This window comes from Sorangium sp. So ce590, assembly GCF_051521365.1.
Lineage (GTDB): Bacteria > Myxococcota_A > Polyangia > Polyangiales > Polyangiaceae > Sorangium.
Map to the genome: position 1 here is coordinate 7,712,308 of NZ_CP150346.1, position 26,020 is coordinate 7,738,327.

At 70.2% G+C, this 26,020-nt stretch carries 24 protein-coding genes and 1 pseudogene; 12 read left to right on the forward strand and 13 right to left on the reverse strand.

From position 1 onward, the window contains the following. Nucleotides 1–94 precede the first annotated feature (94 nt). The 4 genes from WMF28_RS28880 to WMF28_RS28895 all read right to left on the reverse strand — a co-directional run bounded on the left by WMF28_RS28880 (nucleotide 95) and on the right by WMF28_RS28895 (nucleotide 3,583). A complete protein-coding gene (locus WMF28_RS28880; RefSeq protein WP_437596550.1) occupies nucleotides 95–1,153 on the reverse strand; it encodes a hypothetical protein in 1,059 nt (352 codons plus the stop codon). A 168-nt stretch (nucleotides 1,154–1,321) separates the two neighbouring features. Further along, the gene (locus WMF28_RS28885) at nucleotides 1,322–2,359 is read right to left on the reverse strand and encodes a hypothetical protein (RefSeq protein ID WP_437596551.1); all 1,038 of its coding nucleotides are present in this window, start codon (nucleotides 2,357–2,359) and stop codon (nucleotides 1,322–1,324) included. Between the two features lie 220 nt (nucleotides 2,360–2,579). After that, a complete protein-coding gene (locus WMF28_RS28890; protein WP_437596552.1) occupies nucleotides 2,580–3,107 on the reverse strand; it encodes a hypothetical protein in 528 nt (175 codons plus the stop codon). Beyond that, on the reverse strand, nucleotides 3,107–3,583 hold the full coding sequence (locus WMF28_RS28895; protein WP_437596553.1) for a hypothetical protein: 477 nt from the start codon (nucleotides 3,581–3,583) through the stop codon (nucleotides 3,107–3,109). Before WMF28_RS28895 ends, WMF28_RS28890 begins: the two co-directional genes overlap by 1 nt. A gap of 154 nt (nucleotides 3,584–3,737) precedes the next feature. On the opposite strand from WMF28_RS28895, the gene WMF28_RS28900 reads away from it, so the two are divergent. The 5 genes from WMF28_RS28900 to tnpC all read left to right on the forward strand — a co-directional run bounded on the left by WMF28_RS28900 (nucleotide 3,738) and on the right by tnpC (nucleotide 9,054). Then, entirely contained in the window at nucleotides 3,738–4,523 is a 786-nt protein-coding gene (locus tag WMF28_RS28900; protein ID WP_437596554.1) for a hypothetical protein, read from the forward strand. Between the two features lie 870 nt (nucleotides 4,524–5,393). Continuing rightward, a complete protein-coding gene (locus WMF28_RS28905) occupies nucleotides 5,394–6,263 on the forward strand; it encodes a hypothetical protein (RefSeq protein ID WP_437596555.1) in 870 nt (289 codons plus the stop codon). A gap of 363 nt (nucleotides 6,264–6,626) precedes the next feature. Next, nucleotides 6,627–6,965, forward strand: a complete 339-nt coding sequence (tnpA, locus tag WMF28_RS28910) for an IS66 family insertion sequence element accessory protein TnpA (RefSeq protein ID WP_437596556.1) — start codon at nucleotides 6,627–6,629, stop codon at nucleotides 6,963–6,965. After that, nucleotides 6,959–7,381, forward strand: coding sequence for an IS66 family insertion sequence element accessory protein TnpB (gene tnpB / locus WMF28_RS28915; RefSeq protein ID WP_437596557.1), 423 nt, complete (start codon nucleotides 6,959–6,961; stop codon nucleotides 7,379–7,381). Before tnpA ends, tnpB begins: the two co-directional genes overlap by 7 nt. Next, nucleotides 7,378–9,054 carry an IS66 family transposase gene (gene tnpC / locus WMF28_RS28920; protein WP_437596558.1) on the forward strand — a complete coding sequence of 559 codons (1,677 nt, stop codon included), beginning with the start codon at nucleotides 7,378–7,380 and terminating at the stop codon, nucleotides 9,052–9,054. The genes tnpB and tnpC overlap by 4 nt, the downstream gene beginning before the upstream one ends. 391 nt (nucleotides 9,055–9,445) lie before the next feature. Here the strand turns inward: tnpC and WMF28_RS28925 are convergent, their stop codons facing one another. The 3 genes from WMF28_RS28925 to WMF28_RS28935 all read right to left on the reverse strand — a co-directional run bounded on the left by WMF28_RS28925 (nucleotide 9,446) and on the right by WMF28_RS28935 (nucleotide 12,155). Next, entirely contained in the window at nucleotides 9,446–9,670 is a 225-nt protein-coding gene (locus tag WMF28_RS28925; RefSeq protein ID WP_437596559.1) for a hypothetical protein, read from the reverse strand. Next, nucleotides 9,667–10,146, reverse strand: a complete 480-nt coding sequence (locus WMF28_RS28930) for a type II toxin-antitoxin system VapC family toxin (protein WP_437596560.1) — start codon at nucleotides 10,144–10,146, stop codon at nucleotides 9,667–9,669. The genes WMF28_RS28925 and WMF28_RS28930 overlap by 4 nt, the downstream gene beginning before the upstream one ends. A 428-nt stretch (nucleotides 10,147–10,574) precedes the next feature. After that, entirely contained in the window at nucleotides 10,575–12,155 is a 1,581-nt protein-coding gene (locus WMF28_RS28935) for a phosphorylase family protein (protein ID WP_437596561.1), read from the reverse strand. 444 nt (nucleotides 12,156–12,599) lie between these two features. Between WMF28_RS28935 and WMF28_RS28940 the strand changes: the two are divergent. After that, nucleotides 12,600–13,387 (forward strand): annotated as a pseudogene (locus tag WMF28_RS28940) (IS5 family transposase). Here WMF28_RS28940 and WMF28_RS28945 read toward each other — a convergent pair. Further along, a complete protein-coding gene (locus tag WMF28_RS28945; RefSeq protein ID WP_437596562.1) occupies nucleotides 13,384–14,067 on the reverse strand; it encodes a hypothetical protein in 684 nt (227 codons plus the stop codon). The pseudogene WMF28_RS28940 and the gene WMF28_RS28945 overlap by 4 nt on opposite strands. A gap of 501 nt (nucleotides 14,068–14,568) precedes the next feature. On the opposite strand from WMF28_RS28945, the gene WMF28_RS28950 reads away from it, so the two are divergent. After that, the gene (locus tag WMF28_RS28950) at nucleotides 14,569–15,198 is read left to right on the forward strand and encodes a tyrosine-type recombinase/integrase (protein ID WP_437596563.1); all 630 of its coding nucleotides are present in this window, start codon (nucleotides 14,569–14,571) and stop codon (nucleotides 15,196–15,198) included. 364 nt (nucleotides 15,199–15,562) lie between these two features. Here WMF28_RS28950 and WMF28_RS28955 read toward each other — a convergent pair whose 3' ends face one another. Then, nucleotides 15,563–15,844: a helix-turn-helix domain-containing protein gene (locus tag WMF28_RS28955; RefSeq protein WP_437596564.1), complete on the reverse strand. Its 282-nt coding sequence runs from the start codon at nucleotides 15,842–15,844 to the stop codon at nucleotides 15,563–15,565. 165 nt (nucleotides 15,845–16,009) lie between these two features. Between WMF28_RS28955 and WMF28_RS28960 the strand changes: the two genes are divergently transcribed. The 5 genes from WMF28_RS28960 (at nucleotide 16,010) to WMF28_RS28980 (ending at nucleotide 21,747) form a co-directional block, all read left to right on the forward strand. Further along, entirely contained in the window at nucleotides 16,010–16,660 is a 651-nt protein-coding gene (locus tag WMF28_RS28960) for an RNA polymerase sigma factor (protein WP_437596565.1), read from the forward strand. Then, nucleotides 16,657–17,283 (forward strand): JAB domain-containing protein, encoded by a 627-nt coding sequence (locus WMF28_RS28965; protein ID WP_437596566.1) that lies wholly within the window; start codon nucleotides 16,657–16,659, stop codon nucleotides 17,281–17,283. The genes WMF28_RS28960 and WMF28_RS28965 overlap by 4 nt, the downstream gene beginning before the upstream one ends. Nucleotides 17,284–17,485: 202 nt before the next feature. Continuing rightward, the gene (locus tag WMF28_RS28970; RefSeq protein WP_437596567.1) at nucleotides 17,486–20,182 is read left to right on the forward strand and encodes a vWA domain-containing protein; all 2,697 of its coding nucleotides are present in this window, start codon (nucleotides 17,486–17,488) and stop codon (nucleotides 20,180–20,182) included. Nucleotides 20,183–20,338: 156 nt separating this feature from the next. Next, nucleotides 20,339–20,581, forward strand: a complete 243-nt coding sequence (locus tag WMF28_RS28975) for a hypothetical protein (protein ID WP_437596568.1) — start codon at nucleotides 20,339–20,341, stop codon at nucleotides 20,579–20,581. 431 nt (nucleotides 20,582–21,012) lie between these two features. Next, nucleotides 21,013–21,747: a high-affinity nickel-transport family protein gene (locus tag WMF28_RS28980; protein ID WP_437596569.1), complete on the forward strand. Its 735-nt coding sequence runs from the start codon at nucleotides 21,013–21,015 to the stop codon at nucleotides 21,745–21,747. 27 nt (nucleotides 21,748–21,774) lie between these two features. Here the strand turns inward: WMF28_RS28980 and WMF28_RS28985 are convergent, their stop codons facing one another. Genes WMF28_RS28985 through WMF28_RS29000 form a run of 4 tightly spaced genes read right to left on the reverse strand, consistent with a single transcriptional unit; the run spans nucleotide 21,775 to nucleotide 25,989 of the window. Continuing rightward, nucleotides 21,775–22,533: a response regulator gene (locus WMF28_RS28985; protein ID WP_437596570.1), complete on the reverse strand. Its 759-nt coding sequence runs from the start codon at nucleotides 22,531–22,533 to the stop codon at nucleotides 21,775–21,777. Nucleotides 22,534–22,537: 4 nt separating this feature from the next. Beyond that, the gene (locus tag WMF28_RS28990; protein ID WP_437596571.1) at nucleotides 22,538–23,725 is read right to left on the reverse strand and encodes a sensor histidine kinase; all 1,188 of its coding nucleotides are present in this window, start codon (nucleotides 23,723–23,725) and stop codon (nucleotides 22,538–22,540) included. Further along, nucleotides 23,725–24,246 (reverse strand): Rab family GTPase, encoded by a 522-nt coding sequence (locus tag WMF28_RS28995; RefSeq protein WP_437596572.1) that lies wholly within the window; start codon nucleotides 24,244–24,246, stop codon nucleotides 23,725–23,727. The genes WMF28_RS28990 and WMF28_RS28995 overlap by 1 nt, the downstream gene beginning before the upstream one ends. Before the next feature lie 3 nt (nucleotides 24,247–24,249). After that, nucleotides 24,250–25,989 (reverse strand): OmpA family protein, encoded by a 1,740-nt coding sequence (locus tag WMF28_RS29000; RefSeq protein ID WP_437596573.1) that lies wholly within the window; start codon nucleotides 25,987–25,989, stop codon nucleotides 24,250–24,252. Nucleotides 25,990–26,020 lie beyond the last annotated feature (31 nt).

Consider the following 26,020-nt stretch of genomic DNA (forward strand, 5'->3'; position numbering starts at 1 on the left):
TTGGCGGTGGTGTGTCGGCTGAGCAGGCGAACCAGACGGCAGCGGCGGCCACAGCGAAGGCTGAGTAAAGTAGTTTCATCCGTGTCTCTGCGGTTCAGGGACGCTCGTCGGCGCCGGTGTTGAGGTAGAGCGGGCAGGACGGGCATGTGCCGCCGCAGTCGATGTCGGTCTCACGATCGTTCTGGACGCCGTCGTTGCACGACGGTGCCTGACACTTCCCGTCCGTGCAGACGCCGCTACCACAGTCGTCGTGCGCGTGGCACTTCAGCTCAGGACCGCACGGCGGGCAGCTCGGCGAGCCGCAGTCGACGTCTGTTTCACTGGCGTTCTTGATGCCGTCGTAACACTCGGGCGCTGTGCACTTCTTGTTGCTTCCGCATTTGTGCTCGACGCAGTCGGAGTCGGACTCGCACGCGACCCCGACCGGGCACGGATCGCACAGGCCTCCGCAGTCGATGGCCGTTTCATCCCAAACGGTGTCCTTCACGCCGTTCTTGCAGCTTGACGGAACACAGCGTCCGCGTGGAGAACACAAGATCGCCGGGTCCAGGCAACTCTCGTCGTCGACGCACTCCACGCGCTTTCCTGCTCCGTCGCAGTAAGAAACGCTTTCGGGCGCTCGTCCTGCGGGGATGGGGATGTTCGCGTTCTCTGAGCCTACGCACGTGTCGACGGTGCACTCGTTGGCGTCGTTGAATACGTCTCCAGGACTGTCCTGGTAGACGATGCGGCCCGCCGGATCACAGATCCTGCTCTTGCAGTCGCCAACGAGCTGAACGAGCGCCTTGGTCATTTTGAGGCGGCACACCCCTCCAACGCACTGCGCGTCACCGCATCGCGAGTCTATCGGGCCTGGGCACTCCTCCGCCGTCGTGCAGAGATCCACGTGACACTCCGCGGCCGGACGGCACTTCCGCTCGCACTCGTTGAACGCCGCGCCGGGCTCGCAGCACGCCTCCTCGTCGGGGTTGGGGCACTCGCAATAGTCGTTGATGCACTCCGTTCCATCCTCGTACTCGCCGCTGGGGCAGTCGTCCGTCGTGTCACATGGAAGCTTGAGCCGAGCATCGACGAACGTCTCCCCGGCGCAGGCTCCCCAGAGGGCTGGGATCGCCACGATCATCAGACAGCAGGCGCCGGCCTTCTTCCGCATGCGCGGGAGGGTACCAGAGCAGCAGGCGAGCGAGAGCCGACAGGGTGGGCGCGACTTCGAGCGCGGAGGCGAAACCCCGAGCACGACCCCATTACGTAGAGCGCCGATTTTTTTCCACGAAAACGTGATGAAGAGGAGGTACCGAGGCGCGCTGCGTTGCTCCGCGGCCTACCAGGAGACGGAGACCATCGCCCCGGGAGCGCTCCCGACCCGGACCGGCGCGTCCGGCGCCAGCAGGTAGGCTGCCGCCCCGGCGCCGGCGGCAGCCAGCCCTGCACCGATGAAGGCGCCGACGGAGATCGCCGTCCAGGTCGTCGCGCGGCCGTCGGCCGCCGTGAACTCGCCGCAGGCGGAGGCGCCGGGGCAGCCGTGCGCGTTCTCCCATCGAACATGGTGGAGGGCCCTGGTCCGGTCGTCGGCCGCATCGTTGGCCCTGACGACCGAGACGCCCCCGAGGACGCCCAGCGCCGCGGAGCTGGCGGCCAGCGCGCCCGTGGTCCACCAGCGCAGCGCGGGGCCGGGCTGGGAACGCGGCGGCGCCGCCGGCGGCAAGCCGCGTCCGCCGCTCGCCACCGGCCGCAAAGGCGGCGCCGCCGGCTGGGCGGGGACGAACATGAGCCGCACGGTCCGCTCCCCGCCCGCCTCGACAGCGACGACATCGCCGACCTTCGCGCCGCCGAGCTGCGCCGCCACCTGGTGCTGGCCAGGGGCCACGAAGACGGGGTGCTCGAGCGGAGAGACGCCCACCTGGCGCCCGTCCACGAGCACGTCGGCGCCAGGGTCGCTCACGCGCACCTCGAGCGCGCCGATGTGCCGGCGCGCCTCGGCGAAGTTCGCCCGCGCGGCCTCGTACTTGTCCCTGTGGCCGGGCGGAACCTGGATCTTCGGCGCGTCGGGCGTACCGACCCTGTCGAAGTAGATCGTCAGGAACTCCGCCGCGGTCGCGAACTCGCGGAGCCTGAACGACAGCATCCCCACGTTGAACGCGTCAGAGGCGCTCCCGGTGAGGCGCCACAGCGTCAGGTGAACGTCACGCGCGTCGGCGATGCGCCCTTCGGCGACCAGCCGCTCGGCCTGCTGCTGCAAGTCGAGCTCCGCCTTGCTCGGCGGGGGGCGCTGCGGCAGCGGCGGCCCTGCCGCGGCAGGCGACGGACACGCCAGCAGCAGCGCAAGCGCGAGGACCGGGCCATAGAGCGGGCGTCGCATGGTCTCACTCCGGGAGCTCGGGGGTGGGGATCGCCCCGCGCATCCGGGGCGTCGTCATCGCTACCTCCATCCGGGCCGGCGGCGAAGCGCTCTTTCCCCTGTCCGCGCCGCGTCGCCCTGCCAGCACCTCCCGGCGGCTGCCCCAGCAACCCCGGGACGCGTGCCAGCAGCGCTCCGCCGCGTACACACCTTCGCGCTCGCGCTGCTCTGGACGGTTCCGTCAGGGCCTGCAGCTGTTGGTATGAAACGGATGGTGCCCCCATACGACCGAGAAGAGACAGAGGTAGATCGTAGCTGTCCCCTTCCATATCTTGTCCACGTCAGGAACAACCTCATTGCCGAGCTCCGGGGGGATTGGCTGGTAGCCGCGATAGGTGTCCTCGATTTCCTGAGCGATGTCGCTCGCCACCGGCTCCTCGTGGGGGTCGTCCGTGCGATGGACGGCGTAGTAGGGACCGAGGAAGCTCACGTGGAAACCGAGCGAGTGCGTGGGAAGGATGATGTGGGCCGAGTACGCTGGGTCGACCCACCCTGCCAAGATATGGAGCGACTCGTTTTGCAGGCGGTATCGAGCCCCCAACCGGCGGAGCATCGTCTCCCACGTCCCGTATTCTGCCCGTCCGCGTTTTGCGAAGTCCACCAACCGGCGGTGCTCCTCCGTAGCGTCGTAGCCGGGATCGTGCCTAGGCATACCACTTGGGTAAAAGCGGTAGATCACGTCAAACAGATCGGAGCGTGTCACGGTCATTATTTGACTCTGGCACCGAGCTTTGGGTAGCGAAGCGCGAACAGTTCTTCCATCTTTTCCCGGAGTTCTCTGCAGAACATTGCTGTTGGGCGTTTGTAGTCCAAGGGACGCATGGCCTCTGTCGCCAGCTTCGCGCTCATTGCTGCTGCTCGTTTCGATGAAATCTTTCCCATGGACGTGGACCGGAGTGGCATCCCGACAGTGACGGAGCAGTCCCAACGTCTGAGGCGACGCGGGAACGTGAGTCTCCAGAAATGTAGGTTGGCCTTCGCCTCCTGCCACCCTCCGGCCCCGCCTCCATGATGCCCCACGAGGGTGACGAACGGGAAGTCGCTCGCGTCGAAGCCTCCGAAGGCGGGGAGTTGCTCTTGAGCCTCCCCGGTCGATTCGTCGGGGGTCGGTTCGGCGTCGAGGACGCACGAAACGGCGAAGAGCGAGCAGAGTATGGTGAGCACGACAGCGGACAAACTCTTCACGCGAGAAACCTAACGTCCGCTCTCGAGCCAACAAGTCAGTGCGATGGAGTCCGGCGATTCCCTAGAGCGTGGTACTACCGGCGCGTCCGAAGTTGGCTGGTTCTGAAAAGGCGTGCCGAGGGGCGGCGCCGAGGTACACAGGAGGAGGACAGCGATGAAACGACGTGGTCTCTTTGGGGTAGCCGTGGTGGCGTGCCTCGGCTTTGTCGCGCCGCCTGCCGGGAGCGTGGAGAACGATGGAAGTGAGGAGGTTGGGTCCGATGATGACGAATGGGACCTGATCATCACGGGCATCGCGGCGACCGATCGTCTGGCCGAGTCGGTCCGCCCGGCCGCCGTCGCGGCCGAGCTGGGCGTCACCCATGGCGACCTCGCGCGCGCCTTGCGGGCGTTCCAGATCGCGATCTACGAGCTCCGCGACGGTCGGTACGAAGGGCCGCCGGTCACCGACGAGGAGGCCGCGGCCGCCCGCAGGCTGGCGGATCTCGTGGCCATCTGGGCAGACACGGGCGTGGCGTCGGCAGAGATCCAGCCGCTGGCGGCCGAGGCGCTGGCGCCGTGGACGTCGTTGCCCCCGACAGAAGCCACGGAGTCCGCGGAGGAGGCCGAGTTGCGCGAATGGGTGCCGGTTGGGCTCGTCGCAGCGTTCGAGCTCGCGCAGTCGGGCGACCCAGCCGCAGCTGCATCGGAGCAGGAGCGCGGCCCCATGGAGCTGGAGCGCGGCATGTCGGCGCTGCACACCTTCATGTGCGATCTGCACCAGCAGGGCGCCCCCGGCGAAGTCCTGAAACTTACGCAGGCCGAGCTTGCCGCGTCGTTCGAGCTGGCGCGCCTGATCGCGAGATGGTCGACTGGCGCCGCGGCCGCGCCGGAAATCCAATCCCTCGCGGCAAAGGTCGTCGCGCCGTGGGGCTCGTCGTTCGCCATTTCCTTCGAGTAGTGACGCGGCGAGCCAGCAGACAGCGCGGCCGCGGCGTCGAGGTCGGGGGCGTGACGGCGCTGGCTTCCCCCTGGCCCGAACTCGGGCATGTTGCCGGCGACGAGGAGCTCGAGGGCGGGTTCGGACCGCGGGCGGCGGCCGCGTCGAGTTCGCCCGCACTGTCCCCTGCGCCGTGGCGCAGCCGTGGTGTTTCTACCTGGAGGAGATGATCCCCCCGCGCGTCCCGGGGCGTCGTCATCGCTACCTCCATCCGGGCCGGCGGCGAAGCGCTCTTTCCCCTGTCCGCGCCGCGTCGCCCTGCCAGCACCTCCCGGCGGCTGCCCCAGCAACCCCGGGCCGCGTGCCAGCACCCGCTGGTACGCCTCCTCGGACCTGCTGGTACGCCTCCTCGGACCTGCTGGTACGCCTCCTCGGACCTGCTGGTACGCCTCCTCGGACCTGCTGATACGCCTCCTCGGACCGGCTGGTACGCTTCCTCGGACCGGCTGGTACGCTTCCTCGGACCGGCTGGTACGCCTCCTCGGACCGGCTGGTACGCCTCCTCGGACCTGCTGGTACGCCTCCTCGGACCGGCTGACACGGTTCCGGGTCGTCTCGGCGGCGCTGGCCGCGCTCCACGGCCCGCCGGCCGCGCTCCACGGTCTGCTGGATTCGCGCCCCGGCCTGCTGGGACGCGTCCCGGCGCGCCAGCGCAGCTGCCCGGCGTTGACAACGTGCACTTCGGACGGCCGAGCCCGTCTGGATTGGATTGCCCCGAGCCGGCGTCGACAACGTGCTCTTCGGACGGCCGAGCCCGTCTGGATCGGATTGTCCCGAGCGCTGCCGTGGTGTTACGCTCGCCCGCTCGCCACCCCCACTGGAGGTAGGTTCATGGGAATCGAACTGTCGCAAGAACAACACGCGGTCCTGAAAGAGACCCGCGCCGTCGCTACCCCCGCAGAGTTCCAGTCCTTCCTGGAGACCGCGCGCCCCGAGATGGACCGCATCGTCCGCGAGGTCATGGAGCCGAGCCAACCGATCTCGACCACCCTCACGGAGCTCCGGGACCTCTATCTGTCGGTCGTCCAGTACGAGGCGCCGCTCGCGAGCAAGGCCTACGGCCCCGAGCGCCGCGCGCTGCTCCGCGGCGCCATCCAGCTCCTCGACACGGCGAACCTCTGGTTCGGCGAGGGCAGGCGCACCGGCGCCTACCAGGTCCGGCCCGTCGACCAGGTGATCAAGGCGAGCCGGCCGTGGCGCGCGCGGCTCAAGGCGTTCGCCGACCAGGCGTTCGCGTTCGAGCCGGACGTCGCCGAGCAGTTCGCCGACGTCAACACGAGCGGCACGCTCACCGAGGAGACAAGCGATCTCGCCATGCTGCTCCGGCTCGCCCAGCAGCACCAGACCCGCCTCTCGCCCGTCGGCCTCACCGAGGTCTTCCTGCGCGAAGGCAGCGCCCTGCTCGACGAGGTGAGCGGCCGCGACCTGCTCGGCATCCTCGGCCTGCGCAACCGGGAAGAGGCGATGGTGCTCCGCAACTCCATCGTGACCTATGCCACGCTGCTCGGGAACGAGGCGCGCGCCGCCGGCGTCAACGCCTGCTGGGACATCCCCGAGGGCAAGCGCCGCTTCAGCGCCACCTCGTTCCGCAACGCCCTGCGGAGGCTCCGCCCGAAGCGCCGGGGCACCGCCGCCGCCGCCAAGCCCGAGCCCGAGCCCGCCGAGCCTGCGCCGGGCGAGCCGACAGACGCGCCGGTCTGACGCCGCGCCGGATCGGGAACGCGGCGGGCTAGCGCTGCGGACCCGCCGCAACCCCTCCGTCATTCCGGCAGGAGCGCCTCGCCCAGCCGGTCGCGCTCCGCCAGGGCCGGGCTCTCCTCCGGGAAGACCTGGTTGACCTGCTCCGCGCCCCGCGCGAGGCACCGCACGAAGTCGGCGAGCCGCGCCAGGTTCTCATCGGCGCGCGCTGGCCGTTTCGGGAGCGCCTGCGAGGGGCTGCGGCGCGGGTCTTCGGCCTGGGCGCGGCGCGGACGGGAGCGGCGGGGAGTAAGCGCCTGGCCAAGGGCATCGTGACCGTCCGCGCGGCGTCGGTTACCTGTTCCCATCGCGACGAAGGAGGAAGCGATGGCGACGAGAGTGGAGTGGGCCGAGCGGGTGGGTCGATGGGAGCGGAGCGGGCTGAGTGCCGAGAAGTTCGCGCGCCGCGAGGGCTACAAGCCCAAGCAGCTGTATTGGTGGCGCTGGAAGCTGCGGGCTGACGGGCCCGCGCAGCCGGTGCCGTTGTCGCTGACGGAGACGCCGCGCTTCCTGCCCGTGCACGTGGTGACCGACGCATCGCCGGTCGCGGCGGAGCCGATCGAGATCGCGCTGCCCAACGGCCGGGTGGTCCGCGTTCGGCCGGGCTTCGACCCGGCCACGCTCGAGCGGGTGCTGGCGCTCGCTGCCGAGGAGGTGCCGTGCTGACGCTGCCGCCGTCGGTGCGCGTGTACGTTGCGGCCGAGCCTACCGACCTGCGCAAGAGCTTTGATGGCCTGTCGGTGCTGGTCGCTCAGTGCTTCGGAACCGATCCACTTTGTGGGCATCTGTTCGTGTTCAGGAATCGGCGAGGCGACCAGGTGCGAGTCCTGTTTTGGGACCGCACCGGCTATGTGATCGTGGCAAAAAAACTCGCCCGCGGCCGATTCCACCTCGCCCGCGACCTGCCCAAGGGAGCGACGCACGTCGAGGTCGAGGCGGTCGAGCTGTCGCTGATGCTCGAAGGCCTCGACCTGTCGCAGGCCGTACGGCGCAAGCGCTGGAGGCCCGGCGTGAGAAATTTCGACGCGTCGAAGCAACGCTTGATGGATGCGCGCGGGATAGATATCCAGCGCCCCACGTGAGCAGTCCCCCTCCGTCCCAAGCACAGCTCCCCGCCGATCTGGCCGATGTACGACGCAAGCTCGAGCAGCTCGCGGCCGACGGGCAGGTGCCGGCGCTCATCGAGCTGGTGCTCGGGCTTCTGGTGCAGCTGCGCGACAAGAACACCGCGCTGTCGGCGAGGCTCGCGAGCGCGCTGCGTGAGCTGTACGGCCGCAAGAGCCAGAAGGTCTCTACCGAGCAGCTGATGCTGCTGTTCGCCGAGCTCGGCGCCCAGATGCCGCAGGGGGGCGCTGATTCGACGCCCTCGTCAGAGCCCGGAGCGGAGGCTCCTGCGCAGCCGGAGCAGGGGCTGGTGCCGCAACCTCCTGAGCCGCCGAAGCCGCCGCGAGGACGGCGTGGGCGCGCGCCGCTTCCCGCACACCTGCCGCGCGAGACGCGCGTTGTGCCCGTCCCCGAAGCCGAACGGAAGTGCCCGCAGTGCGGCGCGGACAGGAAGTGCATCGGTCACCGTACGAGTGAAGTTCTCGAGTTCGTCCCTGCGCAGTTCCGGGTCATCGAGGAACAGAGGGAGAAGCTCGCCTGTCCGCGCTGCCCCGAGCAGGGGGTTACGACGGCGGACAGCGAGAAGGTGATGGATCGGGGTCGCCCGGGGCCGGGGCTGCTCGCGAGCATCATCGTCGAGAAGTTCGAGGACGCGATGCCGCTCTACCGGCAGGCGCAGCAGTACGCTCGCTTCGGTGTGTCGCTGTCGCCGTCGACGCTGGGAGAGTGGTCGGCGTTCGCACTCGATGTGCTCGCCTCGGTGGCCAAGAGGATCCAGGAGCGTGTGCTGGGCGCATGCTACCTGCGCGCCGATGACACCGGGATGCGCGTGCTGGATCAGAATCATCCAGCGGGGGTGAAGCGAGGGCACATCTGGGCCTTCGTCGGGGCGGAGCTCGTCGCGTTCCTGTACGCACCGGACTGGAGGGCGAAGCATCCGGCTGCCCAGCTGCAGGGCTTCACAGGCTACCTGCAGGGCGATGGCTACGCAGGGTACGGTGCGATGTTGCGCGGAGACGACGGTGGCGAGGTGATCGTGCCCGAGGAGCGCCGGCTCGGCTGTGGAATGCACATCCGCGCGAAGTTCGAGAAGGCGGCGAAGGGCGGCGACGAGCGAGCCGCTGTAGCGCTTGCGTACTTCAAGGCCATCTACCGCATCGAAGCTGCCTGCAAAGCTGAGGCGCTGTCCGCGGAGGCACGCCTGACGCGCCGGCAGGAGCTGTCGCTCCCCGTGCTCGAGAAGCTCTATGAGTGGATTCACGAGCTGCACCTGCGGCTCGTGCCAAGTACGCCGCTATACGTCGCGACGCTGTACGCCATCAACCAGGAGGCAGCGTGGCGGCGCTGCTTCACGGATGGGCGCTTCGAGATCGACAACGGTGAAGTCGAACGGCGGATAAGATGTGTGGCGCTCGGAAGGAAAAACTACTTGTTCGCGGGCTCGGACAAGGGAGCTGAACGCCTCGCCGTCGGCTACACCGTATTTGGCTCGTGCCGGATGCACGGAGTCAACCCGCTCGCCTGGGCGACGGAGGTGATCGGCAAGCTGCAGGCGGGCTGGCCGCGCGAACGCCTGGACGAGCTGCTGCCCGACGCGTGGGCGCGAGCGTCGCTCGCGGCTCCGGCCGCTGACGACGCCGACGCGTCCTGAACGACGCGGACCTCAATCCTCGCCGCCGGGGGTCCGGGGGGAAAGCTTCTCGCCGGCCCTCTCGCGTCCGCCCGCGTCTGCCCGGACCATCGGTAGGCGCCGCCCCGCGCCCAGCATCGTCGACCCCGGTGAGAGCCGCAAGGGGTTGCCCCCATGGCGATGGGTGGGCGGTTACGGCGGGGACACCGCGTCTGCGCCGAGGGCGCGCGCCGCGAGCGCGCTCGGTGGAAGCGGCGCGCCGCTGCGCGAGGGCTCGCGACTCCGCGCGACGGCGGGCGGCCGGCGAGCCACGCGCGCCGCGCCGCGGCGGCCTCCTTGTGCGGCCGCCGCGCTCGGATCACGAGGCGCGCAGTCGCCCGTGGCGGGTGCGGGCCGAACGACGCCTTGGCAATCAGCGGCGAGGTGCGGGCGTCGTCGCCTGCGCCTCGTCCGCTGCATTGCCTTGTTGGGCGGCCTCCGGGCCACCGCTACGCGGAACGATCGAAACGTGGTCTGTGGCGCTGCCTGCTTCAAGGCGTCGAAACGCCTTGAACAGCTCGTGAACGTCATAGCCACATTCCTTCGCAATTTCGTCGCGAATTGCGCGAACTTCATCGACGATGGCATCGCGAATCATTTCTCCTCCTGTGGCGGCAGCTCGTCTGGTGTGCAGATGATGGGCGGTCGAAACCCACTGTCTCTACACACGGACTCTATGCGTGGTCGCATCGTGGCATTCGCAATATGCGTGCAGTTCCATGTCAGCAGAAAATCGAGGCCATGAACGGCCGCTATGGCCACGTGCGCGGCGTCGACGATTGCCTTTGCGGGCATGGCTGCCTGCTTGATGAGGGCCGCGGCAAGCGTCTCCGCTTCCTCGGCTCCTGACAGGACAGCGATCCCCGCGGCTGCCCCGAGCCGCCGAGCAGCTGCCGCGGGGTCGCCCCGGCGCGCTTCGGTCAGCACCGGGTCGGAGAGGAACAGCTCGAACTCGTCTCGCCGCGCCCACCAGCCGATCGTGACCTGCTGGCGGGCGGCCTGGATGACATCTCGGCTTGGCAGCGCGGTCAGATAGCTCAAGATTGACGTTTCGCCATAGACGCGCGGTTTCACGGGCGGCTCCTGGCGAAGGCGCGCTCCCGCCGACGCACCTGGAGCATACCAGGCCCAGGCACGCGCGCCCAGGTCGTCCCGCGCAAGTCCTCGTATCGATCGGAAAAGTCGGGAGGATCAGGACGGTTCAGAGAGTGGGCGGCCTGCTGGTCGTCGAGACGGGCCCATCCGGGCTCGAGCGCGCATCCTCGATCGTCGAGACGGGCCCGTCCGCGCGAGCCCGCCAGGGGCAGACGCCTGGGAGGCTGTACTCCGCTGGAGCCATAGCTGCCTCGGCTCACGCCTGCCCGCCCAACGCCCTGGGGCTGAGCCGCCGCGCGCGGAGCGCGCGGTCGGATCCAGCCCCTTGTTAGCCGGCTTCATCAGACGGGCAGCCCGGCGCCTTCCGGTTTACCGGCTCCGGCGAACTTCTGCAGAGCAGCCGCGCCCTAATCGTCGAGAGCAAGATCGATTGCCTTACGGGTCTCCTCCGAGGAAACGTAGAATTCGGTGCCAAGCCTGTCACTAACGAAGAATTTATCAATCCTGGATCGGTACTCGAGCAGGTCACTTGCGCGGACGGGAAACGACGCTGCGTCGCCGACTTCCAGTTCTCTCGGCAATAGAGGCATGCCGAGAGCAGTAGTACCAATCCAGCCCTTTGTCGTGACACCGCGTTCCGTAAAATACACACCCCCATCGAGGAAAACCTTGGTGACACCGTGATTTTCGACTATAATGATCACTACGTCGATTGGCTCTCGACCGGCGCCGGGAAGTATGATGCTCCCGTAATCCGCGCGCACCCTAACATCCTGCCTTGGCGGGGCGCTGCGCTGTTCCGGAGGCCTGGGTGCCGCATTGGGATCCCGCGGCGTGAGTGTACTGACGAGCACATGTGCGGCGAATACCGCTGCGTGGTGCGAGGCGGCAGCCTGGCTCCCTGCGGCATCCGCATCAGCCTTGTCGTCTATACAATCTGAGATCCCGCGGACCAAGAGGGTGGCAATGTCAGCGTTGGAGTGAGCGGCGATCAGCGTGCCTCGTCCCTCCATTTCAACTGCCAACGTGTCGCCGTAGTGTCTCTTGATCAGTTGGTACGTCGCGGACTTGGTTGACGCGACCACCTTCTCACCAGCAGCAATGGCGCCGACATGAACTTGAATCTGCGCCGGGATGTTCTGTCCCTCTTTCCATTTGTCATTCCGACCAGACGCGCGAGCCCGCTGGACAAACTTATACGCAGGCTCACCGATACTCGGACGTACTGATTCAGACTCCGCATCCTTTGCGGATTCGTAGCCATAGATTTTGTTCGCTACGACGACGTCTCCAAGGCGTACGTCCTTAATACCGCCGGCCACACCGACGAAAGCGAGGGCCGAGGGTACGAAGAATGCGATCGCGCGTTCAGCTTCCATCGCTGCCGTCTGGTTCCCTGCACCGATCTCTGCGATGGCGACGCGTAGGGGCCCAAGTTGACCTACTTCATAGATCGTACCCTTCGGGTGGACAGCTTCACGCGGGTCGGTAATCAACGCGCGCACAGCGGCGTATTCCACGCGCAATGCCGTAAGAAGCACAACGTCGCAGGTTTGAGGCGCGGCCATGGGTTCTTGGAGGGAGCTGACGAGCTCGCGGGGACGTCGACCCACTTCCGCGTGGGTATCGATGCCTTCAAGTGTGCCCAGCAGCCCGCGGATCCAGTCGGCAGTCAGACCGCTATTGCGCTCCACAGTGAGTCTTTGGTCCCTCTCCTCCTGAGAGAGCCGCGTGATCCCAGCGAACACGCGCTCTGCCGAGGAGAGTCGCGGAATGTCACGCCAATTGGGGACGGAGCTGGCGCGATCGAACGCTGCGAGGTGTTCAGGGAACTCTGCGGCAATGTAGACACGCGCACGCCCGACCCACCCCGAGACCTGGGGCGCCACCGCCCATGCCCCCAGAGGCTCGGGGGCCGAAGTCCGGATGGAAATCAGCTCCCGATGAAGGGCTTCCATCTGCTTGTCGCGAAAGGTGTGCGTCGCCATAGGTGCACAAGGTACCACAGTCAGGCCGACGACTGTAGGTCCGAGCGGCAGCGTCTGTTCAACGCTTCGTCGAGCCGTCCGCTGCCTCGCCGGGCGGCGCGTGACGCAAGGCGCTTCACGGGAACGTCGCCATTCCGGGAGGTCCGGGCGAACATCTCCTCACTCCGAGACCTTGGCTCATGTCCGGCTAACGCCTGCGGCATCTGCCGCGGGCGCGGAGCGCCCGTCGGCAGCATGCCGCCGTTGGGCGGCTTGGCGCGGCACGAGCGGGATCTCTCACCAGCCCCAACGAGTACGAAAGAGCTGGGGCATCGGCATTGGCTTCCCACTGATCTGCCGATACTGCTTAGAGCACCTAACAATAGCCCGCTGACCTCGCTCGGGCGCCCGCTCGCTTGAGACAAACGGCACACGCATTAGATTGCACGCGTGGGCAAGCTATTGGTGCCGGACGAGCTCTGGAAACGAATCGAACCTCTATTGCCGAAGACGGAGCCGAAGCCGCAGGGCGGCCGGCCGCGTACGCCTGATCGAATCGCCCTGACGGGGATCTTGTTCGTTCTCAAGACGGGGATTCCCTGGGAATATCTCCCGCAAGAGCTCGGCTGCAGCGGCATGACGTGCTGGCGCAGGTTGCGCGACTGGCAGCAGGCTGGCGTCTGGGGTCGGCTCCACGAGGCCCTGCTTGATGAGCTCGGCGGAGGCGACAAGATCAACTGGGAGCGTGCTGCGCTGGATGCCTCGCTGGTTCCGGCAAAAAGGGGGGTGAAGAGACTGGCCCGAACCCCACGGATCGCGGCCGGCCGGGCACGAAATATCACCTCCTGGTCGATCAGAATGGTATCCCGCTCGCCGTCGAGATGACGCCGGCGAACGTCCATGACTCGAGGATGTTCACGCCTATGGTGGATGCGGTGCCGCCGATCGCGCGTCCTTGCGGCCGACCGCGGCGCCGCCCAAAAAAACTGCACGCCGATAAGGCCTACGACGACCCGGCCCTGCGCTTGGCTTGCCATCTGCGCCACATCGTGCCCCGCATCGCTCGCAAGGGCATCGAGTCATCGGAGAAGCTCGGCCGTTACCGCTGGGTCGTCGAACGGACGATCGCATGGCTCCGTCGCTTCCGGCGCTTGACTGTGCGGTACGAGCGCCGTGCCGATATTCACCGAGCGTTCCTCCAACTCGCCATATGCCTGATCTGCCTCGGCTATATCCAGACCGGGTTTTGTTAGGTGCTCTTAGAGTCGAACCGCCACCGCTGCTGTGCGGCCAGCTTCTTGGGACCGCAAACCCGCTTGTACTCCTCCCAGCGGCACCGGGCCTGATGGACCGTGAGCACGATGTCGTCGGGGCCGGACGCGCGCCTTTGCTGCGACACTGCTACACTGACAACGTCATCGTCCTCGAGACCCATGCCGGACGCCACCCACTCGAGCCTATCGTCGAAGACGAGTGACAGCTGAGTGCCCTCAAGACGAAAAAGGCTCAAGCGCGTCGTCCCGCCCATCATGCCGTAGGACCACGGCGTTCGCATCCCAAGCAGAGTTTCGTCACCTTGAAAAGAGTACGAACGGGAATCGAACTCGGTACGCCCATAAAGCAAACCGTCGGGATCCCAGCCTGGCACTGTGCCCCGCGCTACCAACGTAAGCGCAGTTCCCAAACGCTCTAGCACGGCGAGCCGCGTGTTCACCCGGCAACCTCCGCAGACGAACTCCGCGTCCGCATCTTCGCCAATGTAGTGCGCAACTACCAGTAGCGTCCGCGCCGAAGTGACCCACTGCCGAACGCGATCGACACGTACAGTACCTCCTGCTGCCGACGAACGCTCAACCGATGTGTCAAAGTCCGGAAAAATCCCTACGAGCACGTCGCACAGCGTGAACTCGGCGAAGGAGTGAGGGAGGAGCAAAGGCTCCTCCTCTCGGAAGGCGCGGCGGCACGCCGGGATGCGCGGATCCGCACTTGGTGGGCTGCCGGTGGGCTGCCGGCCATCCGCAGCTTCTGCAGTTTGGGCCGGTGTTGGCGCTGCGTCTTCTGCGACAGCCCGTTCTCGGTCGCGGCAGCCAAGTCCGGCGACCGCGGCGACAGCGAGCCAGGCGAGAGCGGCCGCCCGTCGGAGTCCGCGTCCGGCTGTCGTGGTCATATCTTTAGGTCTCCGTGTGCGTAACCGTGGTCCGCCCAACGTCGCAATTAGCTGTGACGCATGACATATCTATGCATTTCACATGTAGGCCGCGAACCGTGGCACCCTATCTCCATATTCCCGAGGATAAGTCGCGGCCCATCATGGCCTATCTCCGCAATCCCGCAGATAGGCCGCGACCTTCCGCAGCCTATCTGCGGGATTGCGGAGATAGGCCGCCGCTGCGTACCTACGTATTCCCGTTGCTAGGTCTCGGACGGCGACGGCGTGTCGTCGCGCAAGATTCGCGCCGACGGCTGGGTACCCATCCGCTTCCACAGCGGCAAGCCCCCACGGCAGATGGGCGCGGAAGAGGTCACGGCCTTCCTTGACGAGCTTGCGGTCGCACGCCGCCCCGCGGCATCCACGCAGAAGCAAGCGCGGTGCGCGCGCCTCTCCCTTTACAAGCGGGTTCTCGACCTGCAGATACCCCGGCTCGAAGCGCTCGAGCGCGCACGCCGGCCGGAGCACCTCCCCTCGGTCCTCTCGCGACAGGAGACGCTCGCCTTGCTCGAACACTTCGTTCCGCCTTTTCGGCTCATCGGCGAGCTCCTCTACGGAAACGGCCTCCGGCGCCTCGAAGCGCTTTCGCTTCGTGTCAAAGACGTCGACCTCGATCGACGACAAATATCGGCAGTGCAAAGGGCCGTGCACGATGTCGGACGCGCGGCGGAGCTCGCCAAGCGCGCGACATGCCGACCCCTCCGCCACAGCTTCGCGTCCCACCTGCTCGAGGCGGGCATCGACATCCGGACGGTCCAGGCGCTGCTCGGCCACAAAGATGTGCGGACCACGATGATCGACACCCACATCGTCGACCGCGGCCCTCTCGGCGTCATCAGCCCCCTTGGCCGCTGACCGCCGCGTCAGCGGGGAGCGCCTTGAGCTCCGACCCCACCCCGTCGTCCCGGCCCCACCCATCGTGAAAGGTAGCGTACCTGACGGCTGCGCCGCCTTGTCAAGGAGACCAACGCGTGTTCGTGCGGGCTCCACACCGGACGACTCGAGCTCGGCCGCGGCGTCCACGCCGCGCGCTCGCGATGGGCATCCCCCGCGCCGATCCCGTCATCGTCACGCCCACCGGGGCAGCTCCGTCCCGAGGCAGGCGGGCGGCCCAGGATCTGGGCGCCGGCGTGCCATGGGCGATGCCGCGCGCGACGCACGTGACGTGGGCGCCGCCTCGTTCCGCAGCGGCCTCGAAGCGCTTGCCCAACGGTCGGGATCACAGCTCGCGGGGTCGTGCCTTGCGTGGCCGGCCCCGCTTCACCGGCGGTAGCTCGCGCTGGCGGAACAGCACCCCAGGCCGGACGCCGAGCACGTCGGCCAGCCTCACAAGGACGGCCACCCCGACGTTGGTCTTGGCGCGCTCGACCTTCTGCAGAAAGCCGAGGGCGATTCCGGCTGCGCTGGCGAGCTCTTGCTGCGTCATGCCGCGCTTCAGGCGGATCCGGCGGACATTGGCCCCGATGAAGCCGAGCACCTCCTCCAGCCGGGCATCAGGCATGGCGAAGGCGTCGTCTCTCCTGCGACCTGGAATAGAATCTCATATGTCTCATTTGTGTTGGCGTGCTCCCGCCGCGCCACCTAAGCTCCCCACAAGCAAGTGCTGCCCGCGACGGCGCCAACCGTCCGGGCAGCGTGGCCGAACCCCGCGCAAACGAGGTCCGACATGGAAACGGTACGTCCACGCCCCGAACAGGGCCAAGAGATCGATCCGCCCTCACGCCGCCGGCCGCGCTCCACGGCGGGCGGCCGGCTCGTCCGCCCGCCCGAGCCCCATCGAGAATCGCCGCCCCCCGCCGTCTATCTCGAAGCCGCCGCGCTCCTCGAACAGCGCCCGCTCATCCGCAGCACGCTCCGCGCCCGCGGTGTTCGCGCCGCGGATCTCGACGACATCACGCAGGAGACCGTGCTCGGCGCCTGGCGCAGCCTGCGCGCCGGCCGCTTCCGGCCGTCTCCGGGACAGCCGCCGGCCGACGCCCTCCGCACCTGGCTCGCCGGTGTCGCCTTGCGACAGGCATCGCACTACCGCGAGAAGGCGCACCGCCGGCACGAGGTGCCCGCGGTCGATCCTGACCGGCTCGCTCCCCTCGCGGCGCCCTCTCCGGAGGAGCGCATCGTCGCGCGCGGGCTGCTCCGTGCCTTCCACCGTCTCCGCGCGGAGCTCCGCGAGGTCCTGGCGCTCACCGCCACCGGCATGACGATGCGCGAGATCGCGGCGGCACTCGCGATCCCGAGGCCGACGGTGGCCACACGCCTCCGCCTCGCGCGGCGCCTCTTCGCCCGGTCCCTCACCCGCCGGCGGAGGTGGCCCCGATGAGCAGCGCACCCGCCGACGCCCCCGCCGAGACGGCAGCCGAGATCCCGACCGCGACCGAGGCCGGCCTGATCGAGATGGTGCTCGCCATCCCGACCGTGGGGTCGCGCATCCTCGGCACGGCCGCCCTCCCCTCCCTCGGTCGCCTCTCTCCGGCGGCCATCGCCGAGCGAACCCAGATCGCGCTCGTGGACGCGACCCGCCTCGCCGCGGCCTTCGAGCTCGGCCGCCGCGCCCACGCCGCGCGCGCTCGCCGAGGCGCGCTCCTCACCGACGCCGCCCGCGTGGCGCGGTACTTCGGCCCGAGGCTCGCGCCCCTCGTCCACGAGGAGCTCTGGATCGCGGCGCTCGACAGCCACGGCCGCATCCGCGAGACGCGCATGCTCGCCCGCGGTGTCGACGACGCCCTCTACGCGGGCCGCGCGACCATCCTGCGCACGGCGCTGGACATGGCAGCCATCCGCTTCGTCCTGGCCCATAACCACCCGAGCGGCGATCCGGCGCCGACCGAGGAGGACCAAGCGATGACCCAGGAGCTCCGCGATCTCTCCTGCGCGCTGAACGTCCCGCTCCAGGCGCACGTCATCGTCACGCCCAGCGGGCGGTACCAGGCCGTCCTCGAGTAGGCCATCGCGGGGGCGGCGCCCCCGCCTCACCTGACCCCCTCGTCCCCGGAACCTCCGCGCGGCGCCGCTGTCTTTCCGCAGGCACGACGGACAGCCGGCCAGCGCGGCCGAGCGCCCGCCTGAAGGACGCGGATCCGCGCGTCCTCGGCGCGGTTCCTGATGACGTGAGCGCGCCGCTCCGCGCGGCGCACAGGGGAGATCTATGCCCAGCGCGAACACGACGGACGCCGGGGATGGCGCCACCGCCGCCACCCATCCAGACCTCACGGCCGCGAGCCCCACCGACGCGGCGAGCACCGGCGAGGCCGCGGTGGCCGCGGTGCGCTCCGTGGAGATCCTCATCTCCTGGGGCACGACCGTCCTCCTCGTCCAGCACCTCGCGCCGCCCCGCGCGTTCGACGTCGGCGAAGGGCGCGACGACGGGCGCCCGTGCGACGGCTTCCTCCCCGAGCGCGTGCTCGGCGCGCGCCGCGCGCCCCTCCTCGAGGTCGATCGCGCCGGGCGCGTCCGCTTCGTCCTGCTCGGCGCCGCGACGGGGACGCTCACCCTGGGCGGCGCGCCCCTGTCCGCCGCCGCCGCGCGGGAGCGGCACGCCGGCGCGGCGCACGCGGAGATCCCCGGCGCGGTGCTCGTCCCCCTCCCCGCGCACGCCCGCGTGGACGTCGAGATCACGGGCGTCCGGATCCAGGTCGGCGCCGACGTCGCCGCGGGCGAGCGCGCGCGCCGGTCGCTCGTGAGCCGGAAGAGCGTCGCCCTCCACGCCGCCTCGGCGGCCCTGCACCTCGGGCTCCTCGGCGCGCTCGCGCGCTGGGCCCCACCCCCCGTCGACCCGTCCTCCGGCATGAGCGCCGATCGGATCGCGCTCGTGCAGCAGTACCTCGCGTCCGCAGACGAGCGCGAGCTGCGCGCTTCACACGAGGAGGAAGGCGAGCAGAGCGCGGACGCGAAGGAGGGCGGCACGGGAACGAGGGCGAAGGGCGAGGAAGGATCGATGGGCAACCCGCACGCGCCCGGGATGGCGATGGGGAACCGGTGGGGGGTGGCCGGCCCGAGCGATCGCCACGCGCCGCACGGGACGCCGCAGGAGGCGCTGCGCGACGCGGCGGAGTTCGGGATGATCGGCCTGCTCAACCGCGGCGCCGGCGGCCAGCCGAGCGCGCCGACGACCGCGTGGGGCCACCCCAGCGCGCCCGCGGGCGCCGGCGGAGCCGGCCTCCCCCTGGACGGCCTCGGGGACTCAGGCGGCGGGGGGCTGGGGCTCGGCGCCATCGGGACGATCGGGCACGGCGCGGGCGCCGGGACAGGCCAGGGGTTCGGCAGCGGTCTCGGGCGCGCCGGCGCCGCCGCGCCGCCGGGATCGCCGCGGGGCGCGGCCGCCCACGCTCCGGAGGCCGAGGTCCCGCTCGATCCGAACGGCCGCTTCGCCACCACGTACCGGCCCGGGGGCGGTCACCTCGCCGCCTTCGAGGCCGCCCTCGCGCGCGGCGTCGTGCCCGAGGCGGAGCGCGAGCTCGTCAGCGACGTCGGCGCCCGCTACGCCCCGGAGGTCCCGCTCGCTCCCGGCAAGGCGCTCGGCCTGCGGACCGACCTGGAGCGCGCCGCGCTCGGACCGGGCGGCGGCGCCCTCCACCTGCGCCTCGCGCTCCGCTCCGCCGCGGCGGCGGCGGCGCGGCCGCACCTCTCGGTGCACCTCGTCCTCGACACGAGCGGCTCGATGGCCGGCGCGCCGATCGAGAGCGCCCGCCGCGCGGCGCAGGCGCTCGTCGACCGCCTCGCGCCCACCGACGACTTCTCGCTCACCACCTTCTCGAGCGACGCCGAGGTGAGGATCGAGGACGGCCCGGTCGGCCCGCGCCGCGCGGCGATCCGCGGCGCCATCGAGGGGATCCGCGAGGGCGGCGGCACGAACATCGGCGCGGGGCTCACGCTGGGCTACGCGCAGGCCAGCCGGCCCGGCATCCCCGAGGACGCCGTGCGCGTGGTGCTGCTCGTCTCCGACGGCCGCGCGACAAGCGGCCTCACCCACGGCGAGCGGCTCGCGCGGCTCGCGCTCGATGCCTTCCAGCGCGGCGTCCAGACGAGCGCGCTCGGGCTCGGCGACGACTACGACGGCCAGCTCATGAGCGCGATCGCGAGCGACGGAGCAGGCGGCTACTACTACCTGCGAGACCCCGCGCAGATCGCGCCCGCGCTGTCGACCGAGCTCGACAAGCGCCTCGACCCGGTGGCGACCGCCGTCGAGGTGCGCGTCCGCCTGAAGCGCGGCGTCGACCTGCTCCGCGTCTACGGCTCGCGCCGGCTGAGCGACGCCGAGGCCTCCCGCGTCCGCGCCCAGGAGATCGCCGCCGACGTCGCCGCGCTGTCCCGGGACAGGATCGCGGTCGACCGGCGCGACGACGCCGAGGGCGGCATGCGCTTCTTCCTGCCGATGTTCGCCCGCGATGACCGGCACGCCCTCTTGCTCAAGCTGAGCGCCGAGCCCGGCACCGGGAAGCGTACCCTGGCGACCGTCGAGCTCAAGTACAAGGACCGACTCTCCAGGAAGAACGTGATCGAGGAGATCCCGATCGAGGTGCGCTACGCGGACAGCGACGCGGCGAGCGCGGCGTCCGTCGACGCGTCGATGACGCGGACTCTTCAGGGCTTCGCCGCGGGCGAGTCGCTCGCCGAGGCCGCCGCCCGCGTCGGGCGAGGCGACCCGAGCGGCGCGGCCGCGCTCCTCACCGAGCGCGAGGGCATCCTGCGCGAGGCGGCGGCCCGGCTGAACGAGCCGCTGTTCCTGGAGGACGCTGCGCGCCTCGCGCGCCTCCGCTCGCACATGGGCGCAGAGCACGGCCTCGGCGACCCGCTCGTGCTCGCGATGCTGCTGGAGACGGCGGGCCGATCCCACCTGCGCTGACGCGCGCAATCGCAGCGCGCGCACGGGCGGAGGCGTCGCCCAGGTGGTAGGCTGAGCGCGGCCATGACAGAGAGAGTCTCATCGACCGGCCGCGCTGCGCTGCGAGAGTCGCTGCTCCAATTCTCCGCCTTCGCCGACGCGCTCGAATCCCGTGCCATGCGCGAGGCCATCGAAGCCTGCGTTACCGTCCTGGACGCTCCAGGACCGCTTGACAAACGCGTCCTTGCCCCGTGGCTCAAGGTCGTCCACGAGCGCGCCGCCGAGGTCTTTCGTCGGGGCATCCGCGAGACCTCGGGGATGCTGCGCCAGCAGATGATGCACGGGCTGAAGCAGGCCGAAGAGGACGCGGTCTGGATGCAAGAGGCCATCGACGCGCTGAGTCGAGACCACGCCAACTGACACGCCGGGAGGAGACGGCATCTGGGGTCCTGGGGACCAGGCGCTCGTACAAAAGATCTGTATTCCTCGAACCACGCTGGAAGCGACGCGGCGTGGGACGATGGTTGTGGATGGACTGCTGATCGACGGCTGATCGACGGCTGATCGACGGCTGACCGGCTGCTGCCGGCTGCTGATGGATGAGCGCGCCTCGTCAGGCTGCGCTGTTCGTGTGTCACGCATCACCGCGCCCGACGAACCGACTTTCTTGGGCCGAGTCAAGACGGCATTCTTCACCGGATCTGCCGGGAGTCCAGGGAGCTCCGCGGGCCGGACGAGACGAGACCGCGCGCTGGAGCGCCACGCGAGGGCCGGTGCGCCGCGGGCGCTGCAGGGAGCCGCCCCTTCGCCGGCGTAGCACGGGGCGCGTGGTCCGTGCTACGAAACGGGCCATGTTCGCCTCGGCGTTTCCGCTGCTGCTCCTCGGCTTCTCCCTCGGTATGCGCCACGCCACCGACGCGGACCACGTGATCGCGGTGGCGACGATCGTGAGCCGCGTCCGGAGCCTCGGGGTGGCGCTGCTGATCGGCGCGATGTGGGGTCTGGGGCACACCCTCACGCTGATGCTCATCGGGGGTGGCATCCTCCTGTTCGGGCTCGTTGTGCCGCCGCACGTCGGCCTGGCCATGGAGCTCACGGTCGCGCTGATGCTGATCGGCCTGGGCGCGTACCATCTCCTGCGGCTCTACCGGGCGGTCCGGCGGGGCGAGCCGCAGGCGCAGGGGGCGGAGCATCACGACGGCCACCGGGACGGCGTCGGCTGGGCGGATCGCGTCTTCGGCCGGTCGCGCGCCTACGTGAGCCTCCGGCCGCTGCTCATCGGCGTGGTGCACGGGGTGGCGGGCTCCGCGGCGGTCGCGCTCCTCGTGCTGACCACGGTGCGCGATCCGCGGTGGGGGCTCGGGTACATCGCGCTGTTCGGCGCGGGCACGATCGCCGGGATGATGCTGATCACCGGGATGCTGGCCGTGCCGTTCGCGTACACGAACGCCCGCTTCGGCGGGATGCACCGCGCCCTCGGCGCGGCCGCGGGCCTGCTCAGCGTGGGCTTCGGCCTGTTCCTCGCCTACGACATCAGCATCGGGTCCGGGCTGTTCACGGCCAACCCGCAGTGGACGCCCGGCTGACGGCGCCCGTCCGAGGCCGCCGGGCGCCTACCGGCTCGCGGTCGACCACGCGCGCTCGGCCTCGCGCGGCGGCGCCGGCGCGAGGTGGGCGTCGATCTGGGTCATCAGCCAGTCCATGAACTCGTCCTTCAGGATCGTCTGCGCCACGTGCAGGTCGGTCCAGACGGGCGCGCGCGCCGCGGCCCGATCGCTCGTCTGCACCACGACCGGGATCGTGCAGAACCTCGCGTCGGCGCGCATCGCGCGGATGAGCTCCATCCCGTTCATGACGGGCATGTGGACGTCCACGATGGCCAGCGCCACGGGCTCGCTCGAGAGCAGCGCGAGGGCGTCGCGCCCGTTCTCGGCCTCGAGCACGGTGAAGCGCGGCTCGAGGATGAACCGGTAGCACGCGCGGATGTCCGCGTCGTCGTCCACGACGAGGACGGCGACCCCCTCGGCGGCGCCGAGCACGCGCTCGACGGCGGCGCGCAGCTCCGCGGCGGTGACGGGCTTCCGCACGTAGCCGGCGACCCCTCGCAGGATCGCCTCCGCCGGCTTGTTCACGACGGAGACGAGCATCACGGGCACCCGCTCGCGCGACTGCACGAGCCGGTTGAAGGCGAAGCCATCCATCTCGGGCATCAGGAAATCGGTGAGGATGAGGTCCGGCGTCCAGGTCCGGAGGAGCTCCAGCGCCGCGCTCCCGCCGCTCACGGTCCGGACGTCGTACGCCGCACTGTCGAGCGCCTCGGCCATCCACGCGAGCGTCCCCGAATCATCGTCGACCAGCAAGAGCTTGGCCATGTCATCACTCCCTTCGCGTCTCGCACTGGGCCCCGCCGCCCGCCGCCTCGCCCGCCGCGCCGACGCGCCGCAGCCGGACCCAGAACCTCGCCCCTCCTTCCGGCCGCGCCTCGTGGCCGATCGCCCCGCCCCACCGCTCCACCGCGATCCGGGCGCCGTAGAGCCCGAGGCCGCTGCCCGCCCCCGGGTCGCGGCCGTACGCGAACTTCTGGAACAGGCGCGGCGCGATGGCAGGCGAGACGCCCGGGCCCTCGTCCTCCACCGTCAGGCGAGCCCACCCGGGCTCGTCCTCGTGCACGAGGACCCGCACCGACGTGCGCGCAGGCGCGAAGCGGAGCGCGTTCTCGACGAGGTTGGAGACGACGCGCGCGAGCCTGCGCCCCTCGCCGACGACGCAGCACGGCGGTCCCCCGCCGCTCTCCGGCGGTCCTTCCAGGCGAACACACCGGCTGCACGCCATGGGCAGGAGCCCCTCGACGACCTGAGCGACGGTGCCGCGCAGGTCCGCCACCTCGGCGAGCTCGCCGCCGGAGGCATCGAGCGCGGCCCCCTCGGCGGCGAAGGTGTCGAGGATCTCCCGGATGAGCTCGCGCTGCCGCAGGGCGGCCTTCAGCGCGACCGCGGCGAGCGCGCCGCACTTCTCGGGGAGCGGCTGCTCCTGCAGCAGGGACAGGGCGCCGAGGAGGCTGTTCAGCGGGCCGGAGAGGTCGTGGACGATGCAGTGGACGAGGACGTCCTTCCGCTCGACCTCGCGCGACAGCGCCTCGTGCACGAGGCGCAGCTCGCGCGCCCGCTGGAGGACGCGGCGGCGCTCGTGAAACAGCGCGTCGTTCCGGGTGATCACGAGCAGCCGCGAGGAGCCCACACAGAGCGCCGTCGCCTCGAGGTGCAGCGCCTCGTCGTCCTCGGTCATCTGCGTCCAGCAGTCGGATTGCACGCCCCCCTGCGTCCAGCAGTCGGCTCGCGCGCTCCGCGATGCGTCCGTGGACCAGGCCCGCTCCGCCTCGGGGAGGAACACCTCCAGGAACGGCAGCGCGCGATCGATCCGGAGCGGCGTATCGCGCCACGGCGGCGCGATCCCGAGCCGGAGGAACCACGGCGGCGGCTCGCCGCGGACGACGAAGGCGCCGTCGCGCAGGCGCTCGAGCACGAGCTTGTCCAGCGCCGAGAGGAGCCAGGTGTCCACGTCCATCAGCCCCGCCACAAGGGCGCATCGCTCGCCAGCATGGCGCGCGCGAGCGCGCTGAACGCGCCCTCGACCCCGGCGCCGGTCTTGGCGCTCGTCCTCGCGACCAGGAGGCCCGCCCTCCTCAGCCTGGCCTCGGCGGCCTCGTCGATCTCCCACGCTGCCGTGAGATCGGCCTTGTTCAGGGCGACGACGGACGGGAGCTCCCCGGCCGTCGCCCGCGCGGCGGCGTGGAGGCGGAGCCCCGTCTCCACCGTGAAGCGCCGCGTGCCGTCGATGACGAGGAGCAAGCCCGCGGAGCCGCGCACGTACGATATCTGGACGTCCTGGAACTCGTCCTCTCCGCTCAGGTCCCAGAGGACGAGGTCGAGCTCGCGATCATCGCACCTCACGCGCCGCGTCTCGATCGTCACGCCGATGGTCGTCAGGTAAGACTCGGAGAAGATGCTGCGCGCGAAGCGGGCGACGAGGCTCGTCTTGCCGACCCCCGTGGCGCCCAGCACGCAGACCTTGCGTTTCTCCGCCATGACTCACTCCTTGCTCGCCGCGCGCAGGTCCACAAGGAAGATCACGCTGCGCGCGCGCCGCGCGTCCGCGCCGGTGATGCACCCGCTCGGCGCCGCTCCCCCGGGGCAGGACGGGGACAGGAGCTCGCGCCGCAGGCCCGCGCCGCTCGCGCGCAGCCGGTCGGCCGGGATCCCGCGCGCGCCGAGCTCGGCCGCGACGTGCTCCGCGCGGGCCGCGCTGAGCGCTCGATTCGACGCCTCCGACCCGACCGGATCCGCGTAGCCGATCACGCGGATCTCGGCGGTCATGCCGGCCTCGCGCGCGAGCGCGAACAGCCGCTCGGCCGCGGCCGCGGCCTCGTCGACGCGCGCGCGCTGCCCGGAGGAGAGCCGCGCAGCGCCGCGGCGGAAGAGGAGCTCGATCCCCTCGAGGGATCTCGCCGCGGCGCGCGCCCGGTCGATCGACTCCTGGGCCTGCAGGCGCTCGCCGTCGAACCCCGAGACGCCCGGGAGCACCGCCGCCGACCAGCGCGCGCGCTCGATCCAGCGCTCGGGCGCGACGCCGCTGGCCACGAGGACGCCGTCGCGCAGCGAAAGAGAGACCCCCGGCGGCGGCTCCAGCGCCCGCGCCGCCCGGCGCTCGACGATCTGCGGGTGGAGAGAATAGAAGGGCTCGAAGCGCAGCGTGACCGCCGGGGGCGCGGGGACGCCGCGCTCGATGACCGCCCTCGGATCGGCGGCGAGCGGATCGCGCAGGCCCGTGAGCGCGACATGGCCGTCGCGCCGCTCCGCCGCGGTCACCAGCAGGCCGGGCTCGCGCCGCAGCGCCTCGACGCAGTCGGCGAAGCGGCGCTGGTCCTCCCACGAGGCGCGCATCCAGAAGACGAGGGCGGTCGCGGCGAGCGCGGCCAGCACGGCGGCCGCCGCGACCGCGGCCCGACCTCGGCCCGGGGCCGGCTTGCGTTGCTGTTGCAGGCAGCTCGAGAGCAGCTCGCGGGCGCCGGAGAACGGCGTCCGATCGCCGCGGAAGCCGGCGAGCTCGCCCCCGTACGCGAGGTGAACGCGCTCCAGCGCCTCGCACAGGACGGTCCCGTACGCCGGCGGCGCCACGCCGCGCACGATGGCCACGAGGAGGGCCGACGGGCCATGCTCCACCCACCCCGTGAGATCTCCCACGCGAAAGCGCTCCAGCCGCGCATCGGTCCGAAACGCGTCGTGGGCGAACGCGTCGATGGCGGTGAGCATCGCCGAGACCTGATCGGGATCCCTGTAGGGGATGTCCTTGGCGCTCACGTGCTCGAGGACGATCCCCGTCCCGCGGTGGACAAGGAAGAGCTGCTCGGTCCGGTAGACCATCGAGCGGAGCAGCACCACTTCGGCGAAAGAACGCCCCGTGCGGCGCGCCTCGAGGCGCCAGCGCAGGCTCTCCCAGGAAAGGCCGAGGGCGAGCGCCTCGTTGAGGCGCTGGATCATCGCCCGGAGAGCGCAGGCCACGGCCCCGCGGATGGCCGGCCCCATGGCGGGGGAGATCGCTTCCGCGAACGACCCCGGGTCGCGGCGCACGCGCTCGTGGATCGCGGCGGCGATGAGCGGCTCCAGCGCCCACGAGAGCGCCTCGCCCTTCTTGCGGCTCTCGATCACGGCCTCGGGCAGCACCCCCGCGACCATCTCGGCCATGGACTGGTCCAGCCGCTCCTCGAGCCGCCGGATGCGGCGCTGCTCGGGGCCCACGAGCAGGGGGCGGAGGTCTTCGAGCGTCCTCACCGGCGAGGGTGCCCCGCGACGCGCTCTCGGC

Coding starts and splice junctions, on each gene's coding strand:
- WMF28_RS28880 (WP_437596550.1), bottom strand. CDS start 1,153: ATGCGGAAGAAGGCCGGCGCCTGCTGTCTGATGATCGTGGCGATCCCA.
- WMF28_RS28885 (WP_437596551.1), bottom strand. CDS start 2,359: ATGCGACGCCCGCTCTATGGCCCGGTCCTCGCGCTTGCGCTGCTGCTG.
- WMF28_RS28890 (WP_437596552.1), bottom strand. CDS start 3,107: ATGACCGTGACACGCTCCGATCTGTTTGACGTGATCTACCGCTTTTAC.
- WMF28_RS28900 (WP_437596554.1), top strand. CDS start 3,738: ATGAAACGACGTGGTCTCTTTGGGGTAGCCGTGGTGGCGTGCCTCGGC.
- WMF28_RS28905 (WP_437596555.1), top strand. CDS start 5,394: ATGGGAATCGAACTGTCGCAAGAACAACACGCGGTCCTGAAAGAGACC.
- tnpA (WP_437596556.1), top strand. CDS start 6,627: ATGGCGACGAGAGTGGAGTGGGCCGAGCGGGTGGGTCGATGGGAGCGG.
- WMF28_RS28925 (WP_437596559.1), bottom strand. CDS start 9,670: ATGATTCGCGATGCCATCGTCGATGAAGTTCGCGCAATTCGCGACGAA.
- WMF28_RS28935 (WP_437596561.1), bottom strand. CDS start 12,155: ATGGCGACGCACACCTTTCGCGACAAGCAGATGGAAGCCCTTCATCGG.
- WMF28_RS28955 (WP_437596564.1), bottom strand. CDS start 15,844: ATGCCTGATGCCCGGCTGGAGGAGGTGCTCGGCTTCATCGGGGCCAAT.
- WMF28_RS28960 (WP_437596565.1), top strand. CDS start 16,010: ATGGAAACGGTACGTCCACGCCCCGAACAGGGCCAAGAGATCGATCCG.
- WMF28_RS28965 (WP_437596566.1), top strand. CDS start 16,657: ATGAGCAGCGCACCCGCCGACGCCCCCGCCGAGACGGCAGCCGAGATC.
- WMF28_RS28970 (WP_437596567.1), top strand. CDS start 17,486: ATGCCCAGCGCGAACACGACGGACGCCGGGGATGGCGCCACCGCCGCC.
- WMF28_RS28975 (WP_437596568.1), top strand. CDS start 20,339: ATGCGCGAGGCCATCGAAGCCTGCGTTACCGTCCTGGACGCTCCAGGA.
- WMF28_RS28980 (WP_437596569.1), top strand. CDS start 21,013: ATGTTCGCCTCGGCGTTTCCGCTGCTGCTCCTCGGCTTCTCCCTCGGT.
- WMF28_RS28985 (WP_437596570.1), bottom strand. CDS start 22,533: ATGGCCAAGCTCTTGCTGGTCGACGATGATTCGGGGACGCTCGCGTGG.
- WMF28_RS28990 (WP_437596571.1), bottom strand. CDS start 23,725: ATGGACGTGGACACCTGGCTCCTCTCGGCGCTGGACAAGCTCGTGCTC.
- WMF28_RS28995 (WP_437596572.1), bottom strand. CDS start 24,246: ATGGCGGAGAAACGCAAGGTCTGCGTGCTGGGCGCCACGGGGGTCGGC.